General features: G+C 69.2%; 18 protein-coding genes. 11 read left to right on the top strand and 7 right to left on the bottom strand.

Annotated features, from left to right (window positions below; genetic code table 11):
- Window positions 1-491 precede the first annotated feature (491 nt).
- From CA982_RS21405 to CA982_RS21395, 3 genes are all read right to left on the bottom strand, one after another.
- Entirely contained in the window at window positions 492-1,892 is a 1,401-nt protein-coding gene (locus CA982_RS21405) for a WS/DGAT/MGAT family O-acyltransferase (RefSeq protein WP_086537225.1), read from the bottom strand.
- A 132-nt stretch (window positions 1,893-2,024) separates the two neighbouring features.
- Window positions 2,025-2,858 (bottom strand): fibronectin type III domain-containing protein, encoded by an 834-nt coding sequence (locus tag CA982_RS21400; protein WP_144066089.1) that lies wholly within the window; start codon window positions 2,856-2,858, stop codon window positions 2,025-2,027.
- Complete coding sequence (locus tag CA982_RS21395) at window positions 2,858-4,777, bottom strand: protein kinase domain-containing protein (RefSeq protein ID WP_086537204.1); 1,920 nt, start codon at window positions 4,775-4,777, stop codon at window positions 2,858-2,860. The genes CA982_RS21400 and CA982_RS21395 overlap by 1 nt, the downstream gene beginning before the upstream one ends.
- 105 nt (window positions 4,778-4,882) lie before the next feature.
- Here CA982_RS21395 and CA982_RS21390 point away from each other — a divergent pair, with 105 nt between their 5' ends.
- The 6 genes from CA982_RS21390 (at window position 4,883) to CA982_RS26700 (ending at window position 11,660) form a co-directional block, all read left to right on the top strand.
- Window positions 4,883-5,434, top strand: a complete 552-nt coding sequence (locus tag CA982_RS21390) for a nuclear transport factor 2 family protein (protein ID WP_086537203.1) — start codon at window positions 4,883-4,885, stop codon at window positions 5,432-5,434.
- A 379-nt stretch (window positions 5,435-5,813) separates the two neighbouring features.
- Window positions 5,814-6,806 (top strand): acyl-ACP desaturase, encoded by a 993-nt coding sequence (locus CA982_RS21385; RefSeq protein WP_004022003.1) that lies wholly within the window; start codon window positions 5,814-5,816, stop codon window positions 6,804-6,806.
- 197 nt (window positions 6,807-7,003) lie between these two features.
- On the top strand, window positions 7,004-8,137 hold the full coding sequence (gene dusB, locus CA982_RS21380) for a tRNA dihydrouridine synthase DusB (protein ID WP_086537202.1): 1,134 nt from the start codon (window positions 7,004-7,006) through the stop codon (window positions 8,135-8,137).
- Window positions 8,138-8,315: 178 nt separating this feature from the next.
- Entirely contained in the window at window positions 8,316-10,574 is a 2,259-nt protein-coding gene (locus CA982_RS21375) for an LCP family glycopolymer transferase (protein ID WP_086537201.1), read from the top strand.
- Window positions 10,575-10,680: 106 nt separating this feature from the next.
- Window positions 10,681-11,343 carry a phosphate signaling complex protein PhoU gene (gene phoU / locus CA982_RS21370; RefSeq protein WP_058253532.1) on the top strand — a complete coding sequence of 221 codons (663 nt, stop codon included), beginning with the start codon at window positions 10,681-10,683 and terminating at the stop codon, window positions 11,341-11,343.
- Window positions 11,344-11,510: 167 nt separating this feature from the next.
- Complete coding sequence (locus CA982_RS26700) at window positions 11,511-11,660, top strand: hypothetical protein (RefSeq protein ID WP_004022007.1); 150 nt, start codon at window positions 11,511-11,513, stop codon at window positions 11,658-11,660.
- Window positions 11,661-11,769: 109 nt separating this feature from the next.
- Here the strand turns inward: CA982_RS26700 and pstB are convergent, their stop codons facing one another.
- The 4 genes from pstB to pstS all read right to left on the bottom strand — a co-directional run bounded on the left by pstB (window position 11,770) and on the right by pstS (window position 15,740).
- The gene (gene pstB / locus CA982_RS21365; protein ID WP_004022008.1) at window positions 11,770-12,546 is read right to left on the bottom strand and encodes a phosphate ABC transporter ATP-binding protein PstB; all 777 of its coding nucleotides are present in this window, start codon (window positions 12,544-12,546) and stop codon (window positions 11,770-11,772) included.
- A gap of 45 nt (window positions 12,547-12,591) precedes the next feature.
- Window positions 12,592-13,491: a phosphate ABC transporter permease PstA gene (gene pstA / locus CA982_RS21360; RefSeq protein WP_086537200.1), complete on the bottom strand. Its 900-nt coding sequence runs from the start codon at window positions 13,489-13,491 to the stop codon at window positions 12,592-12,594.
- Window positions 13,492-13,493: 2 nt separating this feature from the next.
- Window positions 13,494-14,522, bottom strand: coding sequence for a phosphate ABC transporter permease subunit PstC (gene pstC, locus CA982_RS21355; RefSeq protein WP_086537199.1), 1,029 nt, complete (start codon window positions 14,520-14,522; stop codon window positions 13,494-13,496).
- 141 nt (window positions 14,523-14,663) lie between these two features.
- On the bottom strand, window positions 14,664-15,740 hold the full coding sequence (gene pstS / locus CA982_RS21350; protein ID WP_086537198.1) for a phosphate ABC transporter substrate-binding protein PstS: 1,077 nt from the start codon (window positions 15,738-15,740) through the stop codon (window positions 14,664-14,666).
- A gap of 232 nt (window positions 15,741-15,972) precedes the next feature.
- Between pstS and CA982_RS21345 the strand changes: the two genes are divergently transcribed.
- The 5 genes from CA982_RS21345 to CA982_RS21325 all read left to right on the top strand — a co-directional run bounded on the left by CA982_RS21345 (window position 15,973) and on the right by CA982_RS21325 (window position 22,604).
- Window positions 15,973-17,265 carry a hypothetical protein gene (locus CA982_RS21345; RefSeq protein WP_086537197.1) on the top strand — a complete coding sequence of 431 codons (1,293 nt, stop codon included), beginning with the start codon at window positions 15,973-15,975 and terminating at the stop codon, window positions 17,263-17,265.
- Window positions 17,266-17,330: 65 nt separating this feature from the next.
- Window positions 17,331-18,311 (top strand): glycosyltransferase family 2 protein, encoded by a 981-nt coding sequence (locus CA982_RS21340; protein ID WP_086537196.1) that lies wholly within the window; start codon window positions 17,331-17,333, stop codon window positions 18,309-18,311.
- Between the two features lie 23 nt (window positions 18,312-18,334).
- Window positions 18,335-19,114 carry a glycoside hydrolase family 16 protein gene (locus tag CA982_RS21335; RefSeq protein WP_086537195.1) on the top strand — a complete coding sequence of 260 codons (780 nt, stop codon included), beginning with the start codon at window positions 18,335-18,337 and terminating at the stop codon, window positions 19,112-19,114.
- The gene (locus CA982_RS21330) at window positions 19,111-20,445 is read left to right on the top strand and encodes a glycosyltransferase family 2 protein (protein ID WP_086537194.1); all 1,335 of its coding nucleotides are present in this window, start codon (window positions 19,111-19,113) and stop codon (window positions 20,443-20,445) included. Before CA982_RS21335 ends, CA982_RS21330 begins: the two co-directional genes overlap by 4 nt.
- Window positions 20,442-22,604, top strand: a complete 2,163-nt coding sequence (locus tag CA982_RS21325) for a hypothetical protein (protein WP_086537193.1) — start codon at window positions 20,442-20,444, stop codon at window positions 22,602-22,604. Before CA982_RS21330 ends, CA982_RS21325 begins: the two co-directional genes overlap by 4 nt.
- The last annotated feature ends 29 nt before the right edge of the window (window positions 22,605-22,633 follow it).

The raw sequence follows: 22,633 nt of genomic DNA, 5'->3' as shown, positions 1-22,633 counted from the left end.
GCGCGGAGCGTCTACGCTCGGCGCGACCCGGGAGGACCGGGAGATCTAGTGGTCGGCGGGACTGGCGGTGAGACCGGCAGCCCCCGACTCGTTCGCCTCTGGACTCGACATGCGATGAACCCTACACAGGGCCGTATCGGCGAGTGGACCCTCATCACCTGCGACCTGACGGCCGTCGGGGACCACGAGAGGACTCCGCACGCCGCCGGGCCGAGCAAGCGACGACGGAGCGCGTCGAGGTCGGCGAGCCTCGAAGGGCCTGGTGGGACGCCTTGCGAGCCCCTTCGTGGCTCGGTGCGCGACCACATTCACGGCTCCCTGAGGAGCGAGCTTGCGAGCGTCACGAAGGGTCTCGCAACTCGTCTCGCCGAGACCCTTCGTGACGCGCCCTCCGCAAGCTCCGGGCGCTCCTCAGGGAGCAGGGGTTATCCGGTTCTTTCGGATCAGGGAGCGGGGTGCAGGGCAGGCCCGTGAGTCTGGGCCCTCTCGGATCAGTCGCAGGCGGCGAGCAGCTGCTTGAGCTGATCGTCGAAGGCGTTGGCGATCGCCCAGGGGTCCGGGGTCTGATCGGTGCACCCCACGATGCCGATGTTGAGATGGCCGTCGGCGGAGAACACCGTGATGTTCAGTCCCAGTCCGTGGAAGATCGGGCCCAGCGGATAGACGCCGGTCACCCGGGCGCCGAGGAAGTACAGCGGAAAGTCCGGACCCGCGACGTTGGACACCAGGACGTTGAACACCGGCGGGTGCGCCGAGGCCAGATTACGGTCGCCGTAGATCTTCATCACGGTGGACAGCGTTGTGCCCGGGGCGAATTGAGCCCAGGACCGCAGGATGTTCGCGTCGATCTCGGCGTGGTGCTCCTTCGAGGTGCGGCTCAGCTCGGCCTGCTTCTGGAGGCGGGCAACGGGATCCGGCTCGTCGGAGGACAGCTGGGTGAACATGCCGGTGACCTTGTTGGTCCCTTCGACGACCAGGTCCTTCTCGTCGGCACCGTGCACCGAGACCGGAACCATCCCGACCAGCGGGCGATCGGGCAGCTCGTCGTGTTCGAGCAGATAGGTGCGCAGCGCCCCACCGACCATCGCCAGCACGACGTCGTTGATCTTCACCCCGAAGTGGTCCTTCACACGCTTCACGTCGTCGAGCGAGAGCTGGGTGACGGCGATGCTCCGGTGTGGCGTGATGGGTGCGTTGAACCGCGTCCGAGGCGCACGGAACGGAGCCGGCATCGCCGAATCCTGTTGTGCGCGACGCAACCAGCCGACCGGCACGCTGAGCGTCCGGGGCAGCAGTTTGGCCATCGCCAGTGGACGTTGGACGAAGTAGTTGACCGCCCCACCCGCGGCCATCGCGACACGCGACGACGGCCCCGCCGACTCCCCCACCTTCTCGGCATCGAGCTCCGGCGGTTCCGGTGTGAGCGTGCACATCTGCGCCAGCAACTCGGCGCCGGTCACACCATCGGTCCCGGCGTGGTGCATGCGCAGCATCGCGCAGACCCGGCCGTCGGCGAGCCCCTCGATGATCCAGAGCTCCCAGAGCGGCTTCCCCCGGTCGAGCGTCTGACCGGCGAGATGACCACACAGTTCGGCGACCTCGCCGGCACCGCCGGGTGCCGGCACGCCGACGCGGTGGACGTGGCGCTCGATGTCGAAGTCCTCGTCCTCGATCCACACCGGGTGGTCGATGTTGAGCAACGAGTTGTCGAGTTTGCGCCGGAACGCGGGAATGGCCGCGATGCGTCGTTCCATCTCCGCGCGGATCTTGTCGAACCGGTAACCGCCAGGCATGGTGCTCGGGTCGATCTCGAACAGACCGATGACGTGCATCAGTTGCGAACGCGTCTCGAGGTAGAGAAACGATGCGTCCAGTCCACTCAAGCGCTGCATGAGTTCAGCCTCTCCTCGACGTCGGGCACCCACCCCGCAGGCACCCCACGCCATCATGCCGCACCCGATGTGCCTCGCGGAGCCGGTTCCGCCGACCACCACGGCCACATCGGGACAGATCGTCTCCGGCGGTCAGAGCGGCAGCGAGTCCACCATGTCGAGAATGTCCTGACCGTCGGTTTCGAGCACGACGATCATCGCCAGTTCGCGGGACGGGTCGTCGGTGATCTTGAAGACCCCGCGACCGTTCTCGTCGATCAGACCCGTCCCATGCAGCCATCTCACCGGCCGCGACGTCGCGGACGAGCGCGAGTACTCCGCGTTCAGCGCGTCCCGGGACGCGAACCAGAACACGCCGAAGGGACGATCGACCGAGCCCGCGGCACACCGCACGACGAAGACGGTGCGGACCTGGCCCGCACCGGTCTCCGACGGGCCGACCTCGTCCCGGCCGCCGGAGTATCGACGGATGCACTCGGTGTTCATCCATTGCGCGGCGGTGTCCGGGGCCTGCGGGAGCAACTCGGGGAACTGCGCCACGAGCGGCGCGAATTCTCCCCAACTCGCGCCTGTCCGGACCCGCTGCACCGGACCGGGCTCGGAGTACACACCACCGCGCATCGCGACCACCCGGTAATCATGTTCTCCGGCAGACACACTCGCGTCCTGGGCCGAGGTGTCCGGCCCCTGGTGGACCACGTATCCGTCCCCGCGGAGAAGCTGGTAGGCCGACGCCCCGGGGACCGGGTCCCAGGTCGCGATCACCCGGCCCGGGCGCGCCTGCAGGGTCAGCCCGCCGGGCGCATCCAGTGCGTCGGGCGCCGTCACCGACCGGACCACCGCGAACCCGCCGACCGCCACCACCGCCGAGATCAGCACGATCAGCCCGATCAGCCACGGCCCGGCACCGATCTGTCGCGGCCGGGTCTGGACGGTTGGTGAGGTCGGCGGAGTCGGCGAGTTCATCAGATCGGCAGCCGCTTCAGCACGTCGCCGGCCGCGGCGGCGGGCTCGCCCGGGACGACGACCCACACCACCGATCGGGCATGGTCTCCCTCGTCGAACGTGAGGATGGCCTGACCCTGACCACCCTGCTTGTCCGACAGGTACAGCGTGCCGGGATGTCCCTGCGCGGTCGTGTAGTCGACGCCGCGGAGGTCGTGGGCGGTGACCTTCGCCGCCGCGGTGGCCTCGTCGGGGGTGTCGTACGAGTCGACGATCACCTGGTACGCCGCGACCTGCGGAACGGACGATCCCGCGCTGCCGTTCCCGCTCGCCGTATCGGCCTCGCGGGTGCACGACACGGTGCGCTTGCTCGACGAGAAGGCGAGGTCGCCGTCCTCACCCCAACAGCGCATGGCGTCGAACCCGTTGGTGCTCAACGGTGTCGCCGGGATGAGGTCGTGGTAGAGGTCGGCGACCGGTTGCAGCTGCCCCCACGTCATGAAGACGTCGACCTGCTCGGAGTTCCGCGAGAAGTCCGACACCCGGCCATCGTCGTGCGCGGCGACCTGGTACGTGTACGTGCCGGGTACCGGTCGGGGCGCGGTGAACTCGGTGTCGGGCCCGGAATAGATCACGGCGTCGTTCTGGGTGACGACGTAGCCGGTGGCACCGGCCACACTGTTCCACCTCAGTTCGACGGCAGTGGTCGTGACCTCCGCATCCGGCGGGTCCGGGGTCGCGACGGACGTGGCCGACATGCGCACGAGACCGGCTCCGGCGCCGAGGATCCCGGCGACGAGCACCGCAACGATCCCGATCACGATCAGATGGCGGGGCCCGCGGACCGGATTCGGTTGCGTCGCGCCGTCGTCACCCGGCCACGCCGGCAACGGCTCCGGCGGGATCCGAGCCGGTGGCGCGTGCTCCGGACGTCGCGGGCCCGGATCGCCGGGCACCGGGCCGGCACCCACACCGACACCGGTTCCGGCATGCCCCGACCCGACAGGGAGACTCATGTCCGCACCGGGGGGCGCAAGCGCCTCCCGGGACTCGGGCGAGATCACCGGGCCGACAAGTGTTGCGCGGGAGTCGAAGACGTCGGCGAGCGCCGCCGCGAACTCCCCGGCCGTCGGGTGCCGGCGTCCCGGCTCCTTGGCGATCGCCCGCGCGAGCACCCGGTCGACGGCCGCCGGCAGGGCCCGGTTGCGGGCGCTGGCGGACGGAGGTTCGTGATGCATGTGCGCCGTCATCAGCCCGTGCAGCGACGGCGAGTCGAACGGCGGTGCGCCGGTCAGCAGTTCGTACGCGGTGGCCGCGAGCGAGTAGATGTCACTCCGGCCGTCGACGCGCAGGCCCTCGATCTGCTCCGGCGAGGCATAGCGCATCGTGCCGATGGTGATCCCGGTGCCGGTCAGGTGCGTGACCTCGTCGAGAACCTGGGCGATGCCGAAATCGGTGAGCTTGACGGCCTCCGGGCCGCTGACGCCGCCATCGTCACGTACCTCGCCCGGCGTGATCAAGATGTTGGCCGGCTTGATGTCCCGGTGCATGACGCCGCGTCGGTGCGCCGCGTCCAGACCCGCCGCCGCGCCGGCGATGATGGTGCACGCGAGACCGGGGTCGAGGGGGGACTCGCGGGCGAGCATCCGGGCGGCGTCGGTACCCGGCACGTATTCCATCGCGATCCACAGCAACTCGTCGAACACGCCGCGGTCGTAGACGGCGACGATGTTGGGATGGTGCAGGGGCGCGACGATGTCGGCTTCGCGTTCGAAGCGGGCGCGGAAGACCGGGTCGGTGGCGTGAACCGAGCGGAGCACCTTGAGGGCGTCGGCACGCGGCAGCCGGGGATGGGCGGCCTGGTAGACCTCGCCCATGCCGCCGCGTCCGAGCACGCCGAGGACGCGGTACCCCGCGATCAGGTCCCCTACCTGGTACATGACGTCCTCACCGATCCGTGTGCGGTGGCTGTGCTGGGCACGAATGGTACCGAGTGTCGCGAAACCCGGTGGACCGCGCCGGTTCGGACTCTACGATCGGCGACGATGGAAACCACCGAGAGTCCCACCCCGCCGGCCGCCGCGGCAGCAGAGTTCACCGCAGCCGAACTCGACGAGGCATTCGCGCAGTTCCAGCGCACGGTCGCCGAGATCGCCGTCAGCCGGGACTGGGACAGATACGCCGAGCTGTTCACCGACGACGCCGACTACATCGAGCACGCCCTGGGCACCATGCGCGGCCGCGAGGAGATCCGGACGTGGATCTGGCGGACCATGACCTCGTTTCCCGGCAGCCACATGACCGGCTTCCCGTCGCTGTGGCATGTGATCGACGCCCCGACCGGCCGCGTCATCTGCGAAGTCGACAACCCGATGCGCGATCCCGGCGATTCGACCCACATCACCGCCACCAACATCACCATCCTCACCTACGCCGGCGACGGCCGCTGGAGTCGCGAGGAAGACGTGTACAACCCCATGGAGTTCGGGCGGGCGGCCATGCGCTGGTGTGAGAAGGCCCGCGAACTGGGCACCATCGACGAACCGGCAACGGCCTGGATGGAGACGACCGGGGTCATGTTCGCCTCCCGGCGCTGAGCCGCCCGGCCACCGGACGAACCCCCGCCGAGCTGGGCGGATGCGGCGTTCGGGGCCGAGACCGCCGGCATGACGGAGGACACCCTCGCGGCCCGTAACGGTTCGCCGGTGTGACGACGACACCCTCACGACGGACTTGGGACACCGGTGAGCGTGCCGTACGCTAGGACTTTGACCAGTGGCGTCGGGGCCGGAGTACACCCCACCCGACACGCCGCGGTCCGGCGGACACGGCACGCACCCGCCAGGACGTCGAGCACCACCGACGACGTCGAGAACCACGATCGTGGCAGCGGCCGCGCCCGTGGACCGACCCACACGACGCAGACGACGACACACGCACGATGACACACGCGGACACCGTTCGGAGGACACCCATATGGCACGCGACCTGACGCAACTCGAGCTCCTCAAGGAGCTGGCCCCGGTTGCCGAGGACAACGTCAACCGCCACCTCAAGATCGCCAAGGACTGGAACCCGCACGACTACGTGCCGTGGGACGAGGGCCGTAACTTCGCCGCGCTGGGCGGCGTCGACTACGACCCCGAGCAGTCCCAGCTCGACGAGGTCGCCAAGGCCGCGATGATCACCAACCTCCTCACCGAGGACAACCTGCCGTCCTACCACCGCGTCATCGCCGACAACTTCTCGATGGACTCCGCCTGGGGCCACTGGGTCGGTCGCTGGACCGCGGAGGAGAACCGGCACGGCATCGTCATGCGCGACTACCTGGTGGTCACCCGCGGCGTCGATCCCGTCGCCCTCGAAGAGGCGCGGATGATCCACATGACCAACGGCTACGACCCGATGCTGGCCGCCGCCGGACGCGTGGACGAACTCGAAGAGCACGCCGACGAGCTGGGTCTGCTGCACTCGGTGGCGTACGTGACCTTCCAGGAACTCGCGACCCGCGTCAGCCACCGCAACACCGGCAAGGCGTGCAACGACCCGATCGCCGACAAGATGCTCCAGCGCATCGCCGCCGACGAGAACCTGCACATGATCTTCTACCGCAACATCTGCGGCGCGGGTTTCGACATCTCCCCCGACCAGACACTGCGCGCCGTCACCGACATCGTGACCAACTTCCAGATGCCCGGCGCCGGGATGCCCAACTTCCGTCGCCACGGCGTGCTCATGGCCAAGCACGGCATCTACGACCTGCGTCAGCACCTCGAAGAGGTCGTCATGCCGGTCCTGCGCAAGTGGAACGTCTTCGAGCGCGAGGACTTCACCAGCGAGGGCGAGAAGACCCGCGAGGAGCTCGCCGCCTTCCTCGAGCAGCTCGAGAAGGACACCATCCGCTTCGAGGAGATGCGTGACCGTTCGCTCGCCCGTGAGGCCAAGAAGCGGGAGCAGCAGGCATCCTGAGCACCACCCTGCCCTTCGAGGCTCGCTCCGCTCGCACCTCAGGGAGCAGTGACGGGGAGCTTTCGACCACCGCAAGTTCGCTCCCCAGCCCCCTGAGAAGCGAGCTTGCGAGCGACGACCCCCGCACCCTGAGGAGCGAGCTTGCGAGCGACGACCCCCGCCCCCTGAGGAGCGAGCTTGCGAGCGTCTCGAAGGGGCTGCGCATCGGGTCGATCGAACTGGCCAGCCCGGTCGTGCTGGCCCCGATGGCCGGCGTCACGAACGTCGCGTTCCGCACGCTGTGCCGTGAACTCGAACTCGCCCGCACCGGCACCGTCTCCGGGTTGTACGTCTGCGAGATGGTGACGGCCCGGGCACTCGTCGAGCGCCATCCGGTCACGATGCACATGACGACCTTCGGACCCGACGAGAACCCTCGGTCGATGCAGCTCTACACCGTCGACCCGGAGTACACCTATCAGGCCGCGAAGATGATCGTCGACGAGAATCTCGCCGATCACATCGACATGAACTTCGGCTGCCCGGTCCCCAAGGTGACCCGTAAGGGCGGCGGCTCGGCGATCCCCTACAAGCGCACCTTGTTCCGCAAGATCGTCGCGGCGGCCGTCCGCGCCACCGAGGGCACCGACATCCCGGTGACGGTCAAGTTCCGCATCGGCATCGACGACGAGCACCGCACCCACCTCGACGCCGGCCGGATCGCCGCCGAGGAAGGCGCCGCCGCCGTGGCCCTGCATGCACGCACCGCGTCGCAGCGCTACTCGGGCGAGGCCGACTGGGACGAGATCGCCCGGCTCAAGGAGCACGTGACGTCCGTGCCCGTGCTCGGCAACGGCGACATCTTCGAGCCCACCGATGCGGTCGCGATGATGCGCCGGACCGGTTGCGACGGGGTGGTCGTCGGCCGCGGTTGCCTCGGCCGTCCGTGGCTGTTCGCCGAACTCGCGGCCGAGCTCGGCGGCTTCGCCGCCCCCGCGCCGCCGACTCTGGGCGAGGTCGCCGACATCATGGTCCGGCACTGCCAGCTGCTCGTCGATCATCACGGCGAGATGAAGGGTTGCCGTGAGATCCGCAAGCACGTCGCGTGGTACCTCCGCGGTTTCCCCGCCGGGTCGGAGATCCGGCGGCGGATGGCGTTGGTCGGCAGCGTCGACGAACTGCGCGAACTGCTCGCCGAGCTGCCCGCCGACGCCCCGTTCCCCTCCGACGGCCACGGTCCGCGCGGCAGACAGGGTTCGCCGGCCAAGGTCGCGCTGCCGGACGGCTGGCTCGACGATCCGGACGAGGACGTGATCCCCGCCGGTGCCGAGATCATGCACTCCGGCGGTTGAACCGAACTGCGAAAACCGTCACAACAGCCGCCTCGCTGAGACCCTTTCTCAGGTGCGGTCAGTACTATTGCGCTTCAGGTCCCGGGCGCCGGGACCTCACAATCTGTGTGCACCGCGCCGGTCGAGCCCCGATCTGCGGTGATGCGCGAGTCAGACCACGGGGCATGAGGAACGTGCATTGAGTCGTAGGACACCGGGCCCGGACGACCCCGAGGCGGGCGACGCCGATCGCTCTCGTCGTGGTCGTCGCGCCGGACGCTCCCACGACGAGTTCGGCCCGATACCGGGCCAGGACGCATCCGCTCCCCCGGGTCCCGCTGATCCCGGCAATCAGCCTCCCGCTCACCCCAGTCTCCGGGAGCCCCGCTCGGCGGATCGCTTCGTCCGCGGACGGACGCGGCTGACCGTCCGACAGCTCATGGAGCAGATGAATGCGGAGGAGTCGACCCCGGCCGATCCGCCTGCGGGCTCCGGCCGGCCCGGCTCGCGGCGCGCGATGCCGCCGCGTCCGGAGTCGCGGGCCTCCGAGACCCCGTCGTCGACCCGCGGACGGTCGCGCCGACTCGGACAGCCGTTCGGTCACGGCACCGAGCCGCCACCGCCCGGGCGCGTCCCGGGCGGACCCCAACCGGCACCCGACGACCGTCCCACCACGGTCCATCGCTTCGACGACGACGTCACCCAGAAGATCCCCACCGTCGGCGGTTCCGCACCGGACCTGTCCGACCGAGCGACCGAGCAACGGGCCATCGAGGAATCCAGGGCCCAGGAGCCCGTCGCGGGGTCGCCGGCCGGGAGCCCGGTCGCCCAGCCACCGCTGGAGCGCACACCCGACCTCACCGGTCCCCTCGCCGTGCGTTCGGCGCCCCGGCGCCATCCGGGACGCGACGAGGACCGGCAGGGCGCGGTGCTCCGCAAGACCGCCGCGACCGGACGGATCCTGGTTGCCATCGCCTGCGTGCTGGCACTCGTCGGCACCGGCTTCGTCTGGGGCTACCTGCAGTCGTGGAACGGCAACTGGCGCAACGTCACCGCCGTCGACCCCGACGATGCGAACATCCGCAACAAGGACGCCCAGTACGGCGACGAGACCTATCTCATCGTCGGAACCGACACCCGCGGCGGACAGAACGCCAAGGTCGGCGCCGGCACCACGGCTGACGCCGACGGCGCCCGCTCGGACACCGTCATCCTGGTGAACGTCCCCGCGAACCGCAGTCGTGTCGTCGCGGTGTCGTTCCCCCGCGACCTACAGGTGGACCAGCCCGCCTGCCGTGCCTGGGACAACACGACCGGCGCCTACGGCGCCGAGATGCCGCCCGCCGACGACGTCAAACTCAACGGCGTCTATGCCGCGGGCGGACCGCAGTGCCTCGTCCGCGTGATCACCGCGATGAGTGGCCTGAACATCAACCACTTCATCGGCATGGATTTCTTCGGCTTCGAAAAGGTCGTCCGCGCGATCGGCGGCGTCGAGGTCTGCTCGACGGTTCCCCTGTACGACTACGAGATCGGCCAGATCCTGCGCAAACCCGGCAAGCAGAAGCTGACCGGGCGGCGGGCGCTCAACTACGTGCGGGCCCGCAACATCTCTTCCGAGGGCAACGGCGACTACGGGCGCATCAAGCGTCAGCAGCTCTTCATGTCGTCGCTGCTGCGGTCGTCGTTGTCGGGCAACGTGCTGTCGAATCCGAACAAGCTCAACGGCATCGTCAACACGTTCATCGAGTACAGCTATGTCGACGGCGTCGACACCCAGTCGCTCATCAGCCTGGCCGAGTCGATGCAGGGCATCGAGGCCGGACGTGTCTCGTTCCTGACGATCCCGACATCGGGTACGTCCACCGACGGCGCCAACAACGAGATCCCGCGCACCAGCGACATCGACGCGATCTTCGACGCCATCATCGACGACCTGCCTCTGCCCGGTGAGCAGGCGAGCAAGAAGCCGCCGTCGTCGTCGAAGGCCCCGTCGAGTTCGGATGCCCCGAGCACGAGGGTCGACGCGACCACTCCCGGACCGGTGACCGCAACAGCCCAGAACCCCGGCAATGTGGGCGTCCGGGTACTCAACGGCACCGACCGGACCGGTCTCGCCACCGAGGTGTCCGAACAGCTCACCCCGTACGGCTTCGACGTCCGCGGTGTCGCCGACGCCTCGGAGAACCGCAACGACACGGTCGTCCGCTACGGGCCGGGACAGCGCGATGCCGCCGCGACGCTGGCCGAGATGTTCCCCAACGCGAGCATCCAGCTCGACCGCACGGTCAAGTCGGGTGTCGAGCTCATCGTCGGAGCGGATTTCACCGGCTCCCTCGGCTCGGTTCCGGCGTCGGGCGCGACCCTGACGGCGAACCAGCTCGCACCCGCCGAGAACACCGGCAATCTGCCCAACGACCTGGCGATCACCAACGCGGGCGACACCACCTGCACGTGATCGCGAGCGGCCGCGAGCGCCCGGGTGGACGGATCTGCACCCGACGTTCACCGCGCGTTCATCGGTCGGAGTCGGACTCGAGTGATCACGCACGTATCCTGGGATCATGCGTACCGCCTATCAAGAGCAACTCGAGGCCCTGACCTCGGTATTGGGTGAGATGTGCGAGCTCGCCGGCACCGCGATGGCGCGCGCCACGCAGGCACTGCTGCAGGCCGATCTCGCCATCGCCGAAGAGGTCATCGGGGACACGGACCGGATGAGCCGCCTGACGGCTCGCGCCGAAGAACAGTCCTTCGCGCTTCTCGCGTTGCAGGCGCCGGTCGCCGGCGACCTGCGCGGAGTCGTGAGTGGATTCCAGATCGTCGCCGACGCCGACCGGATGGGCGCGCTGGCGCTGCACGTCGCCAAGGTCGCCCGGCGCCGCCACCCGGCGAAGGCGCTCCCCGAAGAGGTCAACGGCTACTTCGCGGAGATGGGCCGCCTGGCGGTGACCCTGGCGAAGAACGCGCACGAGGTCCTGGTCACCAGCGACCCGCAGGCCGCGCTCCGCCTCCAGGAGGACGACGATGCGATGGACGACCTCCACCGTCACCTGTTCACCGTTCTCATGGACCGCGAATGGAAGCACGGCGTCGCGGCCGCCGTGGACGTGACCCTGCTCGGCCGGTATTACGAGCGGTTCGCCGACCACGCGGTGCTGATCGGACGCCGCGTCGTGTTCACCGCGACCGGCAAGACCCCGGAGCAGTTCCAGAGCGTGGGGTGATTTCCCTCGCTCGACGCGGATCGTCGAGCGGAGGGCCACACCGAAGAGGCCGAGAATTCAGGTTCGCACACTGAATCTCGGCCTCTTTTCATGTTCGTGAAGATCTGAGCCCGAAGTGAGGCCGACGAGATTTCACACGCGCCGAGGTCGTCGTTAGGGTGGCGGACATGGCCCAGCACTATCCGACCGAGCCCGATTTCAATGCGGTGACCGACGAGGACGCAGAGGCTGCCGCCCACCGCCGCAAGATACTCGCGTACCTGGGTGTGACCGCGTCGCTGGTCGCCCTGCTGGCGATCCTGCTGCTCAACATGTGACGACCCGACCCAACCGCAGCACCTACCCCGCTGCACCCGTGACCGCCGACACGACGAGGCCCGCTCCCCGGACGACGGGTGAGCGGGCCTGATCGGTCTCGCGGTGGGTTCAGCCGAAGCGACCCGAGATGTAGTCCTCGGTTTCCTTCTTCGTCGGGTTCGAGAACATCGTCTCGGTGTCGTTGATCTCGACGAGCTGACCGGGCTGGCCGACTGCCTCGAGGTTGAAGAACGCGGTCTGGTCGCTGACGCGGGCCGCCTGCTGCATGTTGTGGGTCACGATCACGATGGTGTACTCCTTCTTGAGTTCACCCATCAGATCCTCGATGGCCAGCGTGGAGATCGGGTCGAGTGCCGAACACGGCTCGTCCATCAGCAGGACGTCGGGCGAGACGGCGATCGCGCGGGCGATGCACAGCCGCTGCTGCTGTCCGCCCGAGAGGCCGCCGCCGGGCTTGTCCAGACGATCCTTGACCTCTTCCCAGAGGTTCGCGCCGCGGAGGCTCTTCTCGGCGACGTCGTCGAGCTGGGACCGGTTGCGGACACCCTGCAGACGCAGGCCGGCCACGACGTTGTCGCGGATCGACATGGTGGGGAACGGGTTCGGCCGCTGGAACACCATGCCGATGGTCGCGCGCACGCTCACCGGGTCCACGGTCTTGCCGTAGATGTCCTCGCCGTCGAGGAGCACGCTCCCCTTGGCGTAGGCCCCCGGGGTGACCTCGTGCATGCGGTTGAGGGTGCGCAGCACCGTCGACTTGCCACAGCCCGACGGGCCGATGAAGGCGGTGATGCAACGCGGCGGGACCTCGAGGGTGACGTCCTTGACCGCGTGGAAATCGCCGTAGTAGATGTTCAGGTCTTTGATGTCGAGGCGCTTGGCCATGGCAGTGGTCCGTTCTGGAAAAGATGACCCGAGATGGGTGGGAGGTCAGGAGGTCTTGGGGGCGAAGAGCTTCGACACCGCCTTGGCGCCGAAGTAGACGATGGCGACGAGGATCACCAGCGTCAGCGCCGCGCCCCACACCTGGTCGAAGGCGCCCGGTCCGTTGTTGTACTGCTGCACCATCATCAGCGGCAGCGACTGCTGGTTGCCGTCGAAGGGATTCCAGTTCATCGCTCGGGTGGCGCCGACGAGGATCAGCACCGGTGCGGATTCGCCCATCACCCGGGCGATGGCGAGCATGACGCCGGTGACGATGCCCGACAGCGCGGTCGGCAGGACGATCTTCACGATGGTCTTCCACTTCGGGATGCCCAGGGCGTACGACGCCTCCCGCAGGTCCTGCGGGACGATCTTCAGCATCTCCTCGGTGGCACGCACCACGAGCGGCACCATCAGGAGCACCAGCGCGATGGCCACCACGAAGCCTGACCGGGGAAGCCCGAGCGTGGTCCGCCACACCGCGTAGACGAACAGCGCCGCGACGATCGACGGGACTCCGGAGAGGATGTCGACCATGAAGGTGGTGACGCGCGCGAGGAGCGACTTCTTGGTCGCGTACTCCACCAGGTAGATGGCGACGAAGATGCCGAGCGGGATCGAGATGACGGCGGCGAGCGCGGTCTGCATCAGCGTGCCGACGATCGCGTTGGCCGCGCCGCCCCGCCGCTCGGCCTGGGTCCACCAGTCGATGTCGACGATCGTCTCGATACCGCGCGACACCAGGGTGAACACCAGCCAGAGCAGGGGAACCAGCGCCAGCAGCAGGGCGGCGATGACGGCGACACGCACGGTGCCGTCGGTGAAACGCCTGCGCCCGGACATCGGGGTGAAGCCCGACGGCTTCTTGACCGGGTCGGCCGCGGAACTTGTCGTGGTCACAGACATGGTCACTTCTTTCCGGCGACGACCGCGCGGGCGGCGGCGTTGACGATGAAGGTCAGGACGAACAGGGTGAGGCCGGCCGAGATGTAGGCGCCGGTCTTGGCCGGGGAGTCGAACTCGGCCGCGTTGTTGGCGATCTTCGTCGCGAAGGTCTCGCCGCTCTCCATGAGGTTGAAGTTCATCGGCCCGACGGTCGAGATGATCAGCAGCAGGGCCATCGTCTCGCCGAGCGCGCGGCCCAGGCCGAGCATCGACCCGGAGATGTACCCGGAGAACCCGAAGGGCAGCACCGCGACCTTGACGACCTCGAACTTGGTGGCGCCGAGAGCCAGCGCCGCTTCCCGGTGGCCCTTCGGGGTCTGCATGAAGACCTCGCGGGTCACCGCGGTGATGATCGGCAGGATCATCACGGCCAACACGATCCCCGCGGTCAGCAGGGTGCCGCCGGTGCTCATGTTGGCGACCTGCGTCGGCTGCTGGAAGAAGGGCAGGAAGCCGAGGTTCCCGACCAGCCACTCGTTGACGGGTACGAGTGCCGGTCCGAGCACGAGGATGCCCCAGAGGCCGTAGACGATCGAGGGCACCGCGGCCAGGAGGTCGACGGTGTAGGTGATCGGGCCGACGAAGCGCTTGGGCGCGTATTCGGTCAGGAAGATCGAGATGCCGAGCGCGACGGGCATCGCGATCAGCAGGGCGATCACCGAGACGACGACCGTGGCGTAGAACAGCTGCGGGATGCCGAAGGCGAGCGTGTCTCCGCTGGTGATCCACTGACCGGTGTAGGTGAAGAAGTTCTCTTCGTTCTTGGCCAGCGACGGGATCGCCTGCGCGAGGAGGAAGAGCGCGATCAGCGCGATGACGATGGAGACCACGAAGCCCGAGCCGACGGCGAGGGTGCGGAACACCCGGTCGGCCACGCGGTGGTGCGCGGCTGCGTGGAGCGAGGAGTCGGGTTGGTCGGGCGATGACCCGGGGGCCTGGAATTCGCCGGTGTCCGGCGGAATCGCGCCACCCTCTTTGCTCAGCGAGGTCATGCGTCCTTCTTGTGATTCGGCTCTGGTCATTGGGGCACTTCCCGCCGTCTCGTGGACACGCGAAATGTCGTGTCAGTGTGTCAACCACATGCGCGGGGCCGCAACCGAAGCGGCCCCGCGCACGCGATCAGATGGGGTTGATCAGGCGTTCCCGGACCCACCGGACAGCGAGTCGATGGTTCCCTGCAGCTTGGCCTTGAAGGAGTCGGGGACCGGGACGTAACCGATCTCCTCGAGGCCTGCCTGGCCCTCGTTCAGGACCGCGGTGAAGGCGTCCTTCAGCGTCTGGCTGGTGGCCTCGTCCTCGTAGCCCGCCGAGCAGACGATCGAGTACGGGGTGAGCAGCAGCGGGTAGGCGCCCGGGGCCTTGGAGGCGAACAGCGCGTCGGTGTCGACGACGAGGTCCTTGCTGGCCGGATCCTTGAAGGCCAGCGACTCCAGGGCCTTGCCTGCACTCTCGCCGTTCAGCGTGACCGGGCCGGCACCGAAGTCGACCTGGGCGACGCCGAGATCGTTCTCGGTGGCGAAGCCCCACTCGACGTAGGTGATCGATCCGGGGGTCTTCTTGACGGTGTCGCCGACGCCGGTCGACTTCGACGCACCGGAACCGACGCCCTTGGGAGCGAATTCCTTGCTGTGCTCGTACGGCCAGTCGGCGGGGGCCGAGTTCTCCAGGAAGCGCTGGAAGTTGTCGGTGGTGCCCGAGCTGTCGGAGCGGTAGACCGGGACGATGTCACTGCCGGGCAGCTGCACGCCCGGGTTCAGCGCCGCGATGGCCGGGTCGTTCCAGCTGGTGATCTTGCCGTTGAAGATCTGCGCGATGACGCTGGGGTTGAGCTTGAGATCGGTGACGCCGTCGAGGTTGTAGGCGACCGCGACCGGGCCGACGACCAGCGGCAGGTGCCACGGGGCGTTGCCGTTGCATCGCGCGGTGGCGTCGGTGACCTCGTCGTCCTTGAGGGCCGAGTCCGAGCCGGCGAAGTCGACGTCGCCCGCGATGAACTTCTTGATGCCGTCGCCCGAGCCGCTACCGGTGTAGTCGAGCACGATGTCGGTGTTGTCGGTCAGGACCTGGCTGAAGTGCTCCATGGCCTTCTGCTGCGCGGTCGAGCCCTCGCCGCTGACCGTCTGTTCGCTTCCCCCACCGCACGCCGTCACGAGGGTCAGTGCCGCAATCGCCGACACCGACGCCAGGGCGCCGTTCCGATTGATTTTCACCGCTGGTGTTGCCTTTCCGTTCGCGTTCTCCGCGCCGACAGGCGTCGGGTCCGGAGTGTCCGATTGGAAAGCTATGGGGGCGTGGTGGACTGCTCCCCTACAAAAGATGAACGACCGGTGAACTGGCCAAGGCAGACGGGGTGCGACCTGCCTCCAGGCGATCGTACGTGATCTGCGTAACCCGACATTCGAGACTTAGGCAAGCCTTGCTATAGTTCTGCGGATCGCACTCATGGCCACGCCCTCACCAACTCCGGCTTCGACCCCCCGGCACGTCGACCCCCCGGCACCCCGACCCGGCGCGCTTCGGCGTTTCCGTTGCGCGGCGATCGATCTGCTGCACGGGCACAATCGGGCGGCACTGGTGATCGGCCCGCTCGACCTCCCGTCCCGGGCGGTGGCCGCCGACCGGATCGTGCGCCTGGCGCGGATGGGTCCGCACACCCGGGTGGGGCTTCTGCCCTCGCCCCACCGGCGGAACTGGGTGTTCGACCCCGATGCGGCGGCCGACTCGGTCGTCGACGCACCGCGCCCGGCGCCGGGCACGGACCCGGCCCGACTGTTCGACGCGCTGTACTCCCTACCCCACCGGCCGTTGCGGATCGTGCTGGCCGGCGACCACCTCGCCCTGGATTACGACCACGGACTCGGCGACCTCACCCTGCTCAACCTCATCGTCGACGTCATCGTGGGCGCGATCGATCCGTCGACGCTGCCGCGCCGGGGGCCGGCTGTCTCACCATTGCTGGTCGCGTCGGCGCTCACCGTGGCCGACCCGCGCCGGGCCGCGTCTCTCCTGCGCTTCCAGTGGCGCCGCGAACCCGCCGAGCCGGTGGTCGCGCATCGTCCGGTTCCGCCCCGGCGGCCGGTGTCGGCGAATGTGCACATCGCGGCCGCCGACGTGGACGCGATCCGGGCCGCACGAACATCGTCGATGCCGGGCACGGGGCTCTTCGCCGTCTACACGGTCGCCCTGGTCGCCGCGCTGACCGAGGCGGGCGTCCGGTTGGACCCGATGGTCACCCTGCCCTTCGACGCCCGCACCTATCTGCCGGCCGGGGTGCGGACCTACGCCAACTTCTCGGCGGGACTGAGCTTTCCCGTCGACGACGCCACGTCGGCGGCCGCACTGCAGCGCGCGATGACCGCCTCGGCCCGGATGGGGCGGCCGGCGGCCAACCTGGCACTCGCCACGATCAAGACCCTGCGCCGCCGCACCGGTGGGGTGGCGTCGGGTCAGCACCTCCCGGCCGACGGCGAGGTCCGCGCCGAACTGCTCCACTCGAGCGTCGGTCACCTTCCCGGGCGCGAGCGCGGCTGGCAGTGGTCCGACCCCGCCCGTGCCGCGGTCATCGCCGTGGCCACGCCGCCGTCGGCGGCCGGGATCACGGTGACCACCGGTTTCGTGGGCGGCGGGATCTCGATGACCGCCGCCTTCCGCGACGACGTCGTCGACCCGGCACGCATTCGCGCGGCGATGGACGCCGTCGCCGGGCACGCCGCACGGATCGTCGGGGTGCCCTGACGTCCGCCAGTCCCCCGGATCCACCCGCGAACACCACCTGATCCCGAGCTATCGAAGGCCGAAACGTGCTGCCCTCCCACCCTGCCGAACCGCTGGCCGACCCGGTCACCCCTGTCCCCGGCGACGCCGTCCGGGCCGAGCCGACGCTGTCGGTGATCATCTGCTGCTACACCGAGCGTCGGCGTCGATCACTCGACACCGCGATCGCCGAAGTCCGCGCGCAACTCGGTCCCGACGACGAACTCATCGTCGTCGTCGATCACAACGAGTCCCTGTGCGCGGATCTGGCAGCCGCCCATCCCGACGCGATCGTCCGCGCCAACGACGGAACCCGCGGGCTCTCCGATGCGCGCAACTCCGGCACGGCCGCCGCCGGCGGCGACGTGGTCGTCTTCATCGACGACGACGCGTGTCCGGTCCCGGGCGCGCTGGCGGCCGTCCGGGCCCGCTGCACGGACCGCGATGTCGTCGCGGTGGGTGGTGCTGTTGCGGCACAGTGGGACTCCCCCGCCCCCCGATGGTTCCCCGAGGAGTTCGGGTGGGTGATCGGCTGCGACTACCGCGGACTACCCGGAGACGGCGCCGCGATCCGCAATCCGATCGGCGCCGCCATGGCCGTCCGCCGGGACGCCTTGACCGAGATCGGCGGTTTCTCGACGCGGCTCGGACGCCGGGGCACGGTGCCCGCCGGATGCGAGGAAACCCTGATGGGCATCGACCTCCGGCGCCGTTACCCGTCGTCGACGCTTCTGCGCGACATCACGTTCGGGGTCACGCACGCGGTGACCGACGACCGAGCCCGGTTCGGCTACTTCGCCCGTCGGTGCTACCAGGAGGGCCGCTCGAAGGCGATACTGTCCGAACTGTCCGGCAGCGGCGAGGCATTGGCGAGCGAGCGGAGGTACACCACCAGGGTGCTGCCCGCCGGGGTCTGGCGGCATCGCCGGACCCCGAGTCGCGTCGGCGCGCTCGCCGCCGGCTTCGTGTTCACCTGCGCCGGATACGCTTCCGGGCTCGCCCGCCGCGGCCGGGGGGTGTCCCGATGAGGCCCGGCCGACTGTTCGCGTCGATGGGCGCGGTGGTGGCGACCGCGGTGACGGCCTGTTCGGTGCCGACCGTCCTGGCCGAGCCCGACACCGGGCCGGAGGTGATCTTCGTCGACGAGTTCGACGGTCCCGCCCGTACACCGGGCAGCCCGTGGCAGATGATGACCGGCGGTGGGGGCTGGGGCAACAACGAGTCGCAGGTCTACACCGACTCCTCCGCCAACGCCCGGATCGACGGCGAGGGGCACCTGGCCATCACCGCGCGCCGGGGCCCCGACGGCTACACCTCGGCGAGATTGTCGACGAAGGACCGGCTCTCGGTCACCTACGGCCGGATCAGTGCCCGCATCGCCGTACCCGCGGGCACCGGCCTGCATCCCGCGTTCTGGATGCTCGGCGACGACATCGACGAGGTCGGGTGGCCCGCGGCCGGTGAGATCGACATCATCGAGACGCTCGATCAGGCACCGGAATTCCACACCGGGGTCCACGTACCGCAGGCGTCCTCGGAACGGGGACAGAACATCTCGAGGTCGGGAGTCCCCGCCCGGCCGCTGGCCTCGACCTTCCGTACCTACTGGCTGAACAAGCTCCCGGGCCGGATCGAGAGCGGGATCGACGACCAGCGGCTGTTCGTCGTCGAACCCGGGGATCTCGCACCGGACTCACGCTGGGTCCTCGACCAGCCCTTCCATCTACTGCTCAATCTCGCCGTCGGGGGCAACTGGCCCGGACCGACCGACGACACGACACCCGCGGAGAACACCATGCTCGTCGACTGGGTCCGGGTGACCGCACCGTGACAACCGACTACGTCCACGACGCGGCGGAGGACACCGCCGAGCCGGCTCCCGTCCCGCTGAGTCCCGCGATGCCACTCGAGGGAGCTCCCGAATGGGCCGGTGCGACCTGGGTCGGGACGCTCGATGTCGCCGAGATCGCCGACGGTGACCCGGCTCCCGGATCGGCGCCCGACGGGTCGGTCACCTGCGTCCCGCTGGACGCCGCGGGTTATCAGCGGGCACGGGTTCTCCTCCGGCACGGCTCGGTACCCATCCGGTTCGTCGACGCGCCGATCGACGACGGCCTGGTGCGGGTCCCGGTCGCACCGTACGCACTGCCGCAGCTGCCATCTCGCGCCTCACTGCCGCCGGTCAGCGTCGTCGTCTGCACGCACGAGCGTCCCGGGATGCTGGCGGACGCGCTGCAGTCGCTGCAACGACTCGACTACCCCGACTACGAGGTGGTGGTCGTCGACAACGCGCCCCGCACCGACGGCACTCGGCGGGTCGTCGGGTCGCTCGACGACCCGCGGTTCCGGATCGTGACCGAGCCGGTCGCGGGATTGTCGAACGCGCGCAACGCCGGTCTGCTCGCCACCGCTCACGACCTGGTGGCCTTCACCGACGACGATGTCGTCGCCGACACCGGGTGGCTGCTCGGGCTGGCCCAGGGTTTCGCCCGGTCGCCGGAGATCGCGTGTGTGTGCGGCATGGTGCCGAGCGGAGAACTGCGGACGCGGTCGCAGGTCTACTTCGACTGGCGGGTGTCGTGGGCGGATTCGACGCGGGCTCGGGTCTTCTCCCTCGCCGAGCCGCCGTCGGATCTCCCGCTGTTCCCTTTCCAGATCGGGGTCTACGGCACCGGCGCGAACTTCGCTGTCCGCCGGGACATCGCGCTGTCGCTGGGTGGATTCGACGAGGCTCTCGGAGCCGGGACCCGGACGCGCGGCGGCGAGGACATCGACATGTTCTTCCGCATTCTCACGGCGGGCCATGCGCTGGCCAACGAACCGGATTCGATCATCTGGCACCGGCACCGCAGCACCGACGACGATCTCCTGGAACAGTCGCGCGGATACGGTGTCGGGCTCGGCGCATGGCTGACCAAAGTCGTCACCGACCGGCGTCATCTCGCGCTCGCCCTTCGTGTCCTCCGGCGCCGGTCGCGCGCCGTCGCGAGAGCCGGTGTCGCCTATGGCGCGATCACCAGGCCGCCGGAGGGGATCGCCGACGGCGTTGCGGCACAGGCAGGCCGGCGCGAGGTGATGTCGGTCGTCGGCGGACCCGTCGCGCTCGTTCGCGAACGGCTCCGCGGCCGGCGAGCCCGGCCGCTGGCCAAGGCGCGGTCGTGACGGCCGCCGCGGAGGCCGCGCCGTCGCCCCTCGCCGCCGCAGACCCCGCGGAGGCCCCGGGATCGACCGGCCGTTCGGGGTCGGTGGCGGTCCTGAGCCTCGTGGCCGCGGTCGCCGGCCTTCTCGGAGCCCTGCCCCTGCCGCCGGTGGCGAGCGCGCTGCTGGTGGGCTTCTTCGTCGTTTGCGGACCCGGTGCCGCCGTGTGCACCTGGGTGGAACTACCGCGACGCGCGCGCCTCGCTGCCATACCGACCCTCGGGTTGGCGCTCACCACCCTCGTCACCATCGCCGCCATCTGGTCGTCCTGGTGGGATCCGACCACACTCCTCGTCGCGAGCAGCACCGCGGTCCTGGTGTCCGGCATCGTCTTCCGCAGGCGCGCGCATGCCCCGGCGCCCGGCATCCGGGAGCTGCGGCGACGACTCACCGACGGCGTGCTCACCGCGGTCCGGAGTCCTGCGCTGCGGTCCACCGGTTTTCGGGTGTCGCTGATCATGTCTGTTGCCGCGCTGATCTTCTGGGCCGTGGCCATGCCGACCCTGCCGGGTGTCGACGCGAGTTACTACGGCCTGTTGTTCTCCGGCAGTGGACGTCTGCTGATCCCGGCGACTCTGCTCACCGCGGCCGCGGCCGTCGTCGCCATCGCCGCCCGCAGCAGCGCCGGCCTGGTCGTCGCCATCGGGACCGCGATCGTGATCAGTCGCGTGACCACGTGGCTCGGCACCGAGATGCCGCTCTACGACTGGACGTACAAGCACCTCGCCGTCGTCGACTACATCCAGGACACGGGCACGCTCACCCCGAGCGGCACCGACATCTACGCCCAGTGGCCGGCCTTCTTCGTGGTCGGCGCGTGGTTCTGCGACGCCACCGGGCTCGATCCGATGGTGCTGGCGCATCTCTTCGCGACGGTCGTCCACGTACTTCTCGCGGTCGTCGTGTACGCCACGGCCCGCACGTTGTCGATGAGCCGGGTGGTCGCGCTGACCGCGGTCGTCATCGTCGAGACGGTCAACTGGGTCGGCCAGGACTATTTCGCCCCGCAGGCATGGGCTCTCGTCCTGGCGTACGGCGCCATCGCCCTGCTGCTGGCGTCGCGCCGCACCCCGCGCGCCGCGGTGCTGGCGATCATCCCGTTCGCGGCCATCGTGCCGAGCCATCAGCTCACACCGTTCTGGGTTCTGGGGGCCGCGGTCGTACTGGCGGTCCTGCGCCGAGTCCGGCCGTGGTGGGCGGTGGCCGTCATGCTCGCCATCGCCGGCGCCTATCTGCTGGCCAACCTGGAAGCGGTTGCTCCGTACGGCATCCTGTCCGGAGGCAACCCGATCGACAACGCGGCCAGCAACTTCACCATGGCCGGCGTGCCCGCCAAGGAGACGACCTCGATGGTGTGCCGCGCATTGTCGGCGGGCGTCGTGGTGGCGGCCGGGATCTGCGCACTCATCGGCTGGCGCCGCCGGCGCGCGCACTGGCTCACCCTCGCCGTTCTCGCGTTCTCCGCTCTCGCCCTGTTGCTGGGGCAGAGCTATGGCGGCGAGGCGATCTTCCGCGTGTACCTCTACGGGCTCCTCGGTTGTGCGCTGCTCATCGCGCCGACCCTCGTGTGGCTGCTCACCGGCTTCTCGCGTGGCCTCGGCGCCCGGTTGCGGGCCGCCGGCGCCGCGCTGGTGGTCTGCGCGGCGGCGCTCGCCGGGATGTATTCCTATGTGGCGCTGTGGCCGGTGATCGTCGAGACCCGCGCACAGTATGAGGCGATCGACGCGATCACGGAGAACGCCGAGCCCGGAACCCGGTTCATCTCACTGCATCCGGCGGGCATGCCCACCCGGACGAACGGCAACTACGCCCCGATGACGCTGGCCAACCCCTACTTCGACTATCCGCTCAGCTTCGACCTCGCGGGTGACCGGATGACGTTCCCCAGCCCCGAACAACTCGGTGACCTCTTCTGGAAGGTCGACCAGTCCGACACACCGACCTACGTCACCTTCACCGAGCAATCGCGCCGGATCTCCGCCTACTACGGCACCTACCGGCCCGACGCCGCTGCCGAACTCGAAGCGGCCCTTCGGGTCGCGCCGGGATGGCGCGCGGTCCACGAGGACGGCGAGACCGCGATCTTCGTCTTCGAACCCCAGCGCGCCCCCGCCGCCCCCTGAGGCGCGAGGAGCGCAAGCTGCAAACCACC

The organism is Gordonia lacunae (assembly GCF_002149015.1).
GTDB classification, from domain to species: Bacteria; Actinomycetota; Actinomycetes; order Mycobacteriales; family Mycobacteriaceae; genus Gordonia; species Gordonia lacunae.
Note: the sequence above shows the minus strand (reverse complement) of the source record. Positions and strands in the feature narration are given on the sequence as shown.

What these genes read in the sequence shown, in the direction of transcription:
- CA982_RS21405 (WP_086537225.1), bottom strand. Translation starts at nt 1,892, where the DNA reads ATGCAGCGCTTGAGTGGACTGGACGCATCGTTTCTCTACCTCGAGACG.
- CA982_RS21400 (WP_144066089.1), bottom strand. Translation starts at nt 2,858, where the DNA reads ATGAACTCGCCGACTCCGCCGACCTCACCAACCGTCCAGACCCGGCCG.
- CA982_RS21395 (WP_086537204.1), bottom strand. Translation starts at nt 4,777, where the DNA reads ATGTACCAGGTAGGGGACCTGATCGCGGGGTACCGCGTCCTCGGCGTG.
- CA982_RS21390 (WP_086537203.1), top strand. Translation starts at nt 4,883, where the DNA reads ATGGAAACCACCGAGAGTCCCACCCCGCCGGCCGCCGCGGCAGCAGAG.
- CA982_RS21385 (WP_004022003.1), top strand. Translation starts at nt 5,814, where the DNA reads ATGGCACGCGACCTGACGCAACTCGAGCTCCTCAAGGAGCTGGCCCCG.
- phoU (WP_058253532.1), top strand. Translation starts at nt 10,681, where the DNA reads ATGCGTACCGCCTATCAAGAGCAACTCGAGGCCCTGACCTCGGTATTG.
- CA982_RS26700 (WP_004022007.1), top strand. Translation starts at nt 11,511, where the DNA reads ATGGCCCAGCACTATCCGACCGAGCCCGATTTCAATGCGGTGACCGAC.
- pstB (WP_004022008.1), bottom strand. Translation starts at nt 12,546, where the DNA reads ATGGCCAAGCGCCTCGACATCAAAGACCTGAACATCTACTACGGCGAT.
- pstA (WP_086537200.1), bottom strand. Translation starts at nt 13,491, where the DNA reads ATGTCTGTGACCACGACAAGTTCCGCGGCCGACCCGGTCAAGAAGCCG.
- pstC (WP_086537199.1), bottom strand. Translation starts at nt 14,522, where the DNA reads ATGACCTCGCTGAGCAAAGAGGGTGGCGCGATTCCGCCGGACACCGGC.
- CA982_RS21345 (WP_086537197.1), top strand. Translation starts at nt 15,973, where the DNA reads ATGGCCACGCCCTCACCAACTCCGGCTTCGACCCCCCGGCACGTCGAC.
- CA982_RS21335 (WP_086537195.1), top strand. Translation starts at nt 18,335, where the DNA reads ATGGGCGCGGTGGTGGCGACCGCGGTGACGGCCTGTTCGGTGCCGACC.